Source organism: Phenylobacterium sp., assembly GCF_044372605.1.
In the GTDB taxonomy this organism is placed as follows: domain Bacteria; phylum Pseudomonadota; class Alphaproteobacteria; order Caulobacterales; family Caulobacteraceae; genus Phenylobacterium.
In genome coordinates, this window is sequence record NZ_JBILRO010000331.1 from 1 (window position 1) to 2,839 (window position 2,839).

The 2,839-nt window shown below is 66.0% G+C and carries 4 protein-coding genes; 3 read left to right on the top strand and 1 reads right to left on the bottom strand.

What is annotated here, in order from left to right; all coding sequences use genetic code 11:
* A partial coding sequence (locus ACIQ42_RS17740; protein ID WP_397423553.1) for a DUF1838 family protein occupies positions 1–202 on the top strand: 202 nt, incomplete at its 5' end.
* 7 nt (positions 203–209) lie between these two features.
* Here ACIQ42_RS17740 and ACIQ42_RS17745 read toward each other — a convergent pair.
* The gene (locus ACIQ42_RS17745; RefSeq protein ID WP_397423554.1) at positions 210–1,004 is read right to left on the bottom strand and encodes a GntR family transcriptional regulator; all 795 of its coding nucleotides are present in this window, start codon (positions 1,002–1,004) and stop codon (positions 210–212) included.
* 107 nt (positions 1,005–1,111) lie between these two features.
* Between ACIQ42_RS17745 and ACIQ42_RS17750 the strand changes: the two genes are divergently transcribed.
* Both ACIQ42_RS17750 and ACIQ42_RS17755 read left to right on the top strand, forming a co-directional pair.
* Entirely contained in the window at positions 1,112–2,158 is a 1,047-nt protein-coding gene (locus ACIQ42_RS17750) for a nitrilase-related carbon-nitrogen hydrolase (RefSeq protein ID WP_397423555.1), read from the top strand.
* On the top strand, positions 2,158–2,839 hold a 682-nt coding region (locus tag ACIQ42_RS17755; RefSeq protein WP_397423556.1), incomplete at its 3' end, for a hypothetical protein. The genes ACIQ42_RS17750 and ACIQ42_RS17755, both read left to right, overlap by 1 nt.

Genomic DNA, 2,839 nt, shown 5'->3' on the forward strand with positions numbered 1-2,839 from the left:
CGCTGGGAGCCTGGTCTTCAATGCCGTGGGCCAGACGATCAAGGGGGTCGATGCTCTGCCGCAGGTCCTCAAGGACGAGATCGCCGCGAACTATCCGGTCTACCGCACGCCGCCGCCCGGCGATGACACCCGCCCGAACGAAACCAGCTGGACCTATTTCAAGAAGGCCGTGGAGTCCGGGAGGGTAAAGCCGGCCCGGTAGGCCCGGGTCAGCCCCAGCTGGTCTGACCGGAGCGTTGCCGACGATGGGTGGTGAAGTGGTACTGGAAACGGTCCGGCCGATAGTGACCACAGATGAACTGTACGGGCCGTCCGCGGGCGGCCCGCATCACCCGTTCGATCTTCAGCAGTGGCGAGCCGATATCGACACCCAGCGCCAGGGCGATCTGGTGCGGCGCAGCGGCGGCGCCGATCCACTGCTCGGCCTCCATCACTTCGGCGCCCGCCCGCTGCAGCAGCTTGAGCAGCGGCGTCGAGGCCAGTTCCGCTCGGGTGTATCGGCTCGCGATGTCGGCGGGCACCCAGGTCACCAGGTGCGAGAACGGTTCGCCTTTCAGCTTGCGCAGGCGGACGGCCAGCTGGACCGGCTCTCCGGGCTCGAGGTCCAGACGCTCAGCCACCATCCCGTCGGCCGGCATCTCGCGAACCTCCAGCAACTCCAGCTCGGTTTCGAGGCCCATGATCTTCAGGCTGTCCAGCAGATTGTCGAACGAGCCCCGGACCATCGGGATGACTGCGTCGCCGGCGACGATCGTGCCGCGTCCGCGATGACGCGTGACCAGACGGTCGCCGGCCAGTTCGTTCAGCGCCCGCTTCACGGTGATCCGCGACACCTGAAGCGTCCGCGCCAGCTCCTGCTCGCCGGGCAAGGTGGTTCCGGCGGAGAGCGCGCCGCTGCGAATCCGCTCGCGCATCACCAGAAAGATCTGGTGGTACAAGGGTGTCGGCAGGCTCTCGTCCAGCTGCGCCGCCGAAAGTCCCAGTACGCCTGTATCGCCGTCCATCGCGTCAATCCTTCATGCGCACGACGGCGCGGCGCACTTCACCTGTCCTATTTCTATACCAACCCGGCCGCGCGATGCGAGCGCCAAGCTTCAAGGATCACCCCTGAATGACCGCACCTGCGCCCTATATCGCCCTGGCCCTTCAGACGACCTGCTTTGCCGTGAATGGCGCCGCGGACGCCGCCGCCAGTCGCCCCAGGATGCTGGCGTCAATCACCCGGATCGCTGACCAGATCACCGCCTCCAAGCGGTTTGTCGGCACTGATGTCCGTCTGGTTGTGCTGCCGGAGTACTTTCTCACCGGGTTCCCGATGGGCGAGACAGCCGCGGTCTGGGCCGAAAAGGCTGCGCTGGAGATTGACGGCCCGGAGTATCAGGCCCTGGGCGATGTCGCCCGCACAGCCGATGTCTTCCTCTCGGGCAACGCCTATGAACGCGACCCGCACTTTCCGGGCCTCTACTTCCAGACGTCCTTTCTGATCGAACCTTCGGGCAAGCTGGTTCTGCGCTATCGCCGCCTCGTCTCGCTGTTCGCCCCCAGCCCCTATGATGTCTGGGAGAAGTATCTCTCGATCTATGGCCTTGATGGGGTCTTCCCTGTCGCCGACACCGAGCTCGGTCGGATGGCAGCCATCGCTTCGGAAGAAATCCTCTACCCCGATATCGCCCGCGCCCTGACGTTGCGCGGCGCGGAAGTGTTGCTGCATTCCTCCAGCGAAATCGCCACCTCGATCTCAAGCCCCAAGAACATCGCCAAACAGGCCCGCGCCATCGAGAACCTGGCCTATGTTATCTCGGCCAACTCTGCAGGCATCGAGGGCATCGCCATCCCCAAGGCCTCCACCGACGGCTCATCCAAGATCATCGACTATCGGGGTCTGGTCCTGGCCGAGGCCGGCTACGGCGAGAGCATGGCCGCCTATGCCGAGATCGATATCGCGGGCTTGCGCCGCTATCGCCGCCGGCCGGGAATGGGCAATATTCTGTCCCGCCAGCCGCTCGGCCTGTGGCGCGACGCCCTGGAAGGCCAGGACATTCAGGCCCGCAACTCGCTGACGGGGGCTGATGGCCAGACCCTCACCCCCGACCGCAGCTTCTACGCCGAGCGCCAGCGTCAGGCGATCGCGCGACTGGCCGACAGCGGGATCATCTGATGCGAGCGCTCATAACTGCCTTGGCGTCGGCTCTGGTGGCCAGCGTCGCCCAGGCCCAGCCTCTGCCGCCCAAGAAAACCATGGCGCCCGCCAGCGGCGTACTGGAGCGCGACCTGCGCCTGTTCGAGACCTTGCTGCCTGGCGAGTTTGACAACGCCGAGCAATACTTCTTCGCCGAGGAACAGGGCGTCGCCGTCCCGCCGCGGCGGCACGCGACGATCACAGCCAGCGGTCCCCACACCTTCACGGTGAGCCATTTCGTCGAGAATGACCTGACCAGGCCGGTCGGGGAGTATCAGGCGGTTGCCTCCATGGACGCGAATGGCTCCGGCCTCAAACTCTCGTCGCCCGGCTGCGACATCCGCTGGACGCGCCGCGCCAACCAGTTTTCCGGAGTCTCTGCGGCGGGGTCCTGCGGCGCCAAGGCGGAGACCCGGTTCATCCTGTCGGCGGGCGACCTCTGGCTTGGAGATGACCTGCGCCTGCAGCGCGCCCACCAGTGGACCTGCTGGATGGCGACACCGCGCGACGGCAAGCCCACCGAGTCCTTCTTCGCACCGGGCCTGAAAATCTGGGATCAGGGCGGGGAAGTCTGGATCAAGACCGACGACCCGACCCCACGTGAGATCGGCTATCGCCTGCGTCAGGTCGACTGGCCGGCCGGAACCAACCAGAACGCCC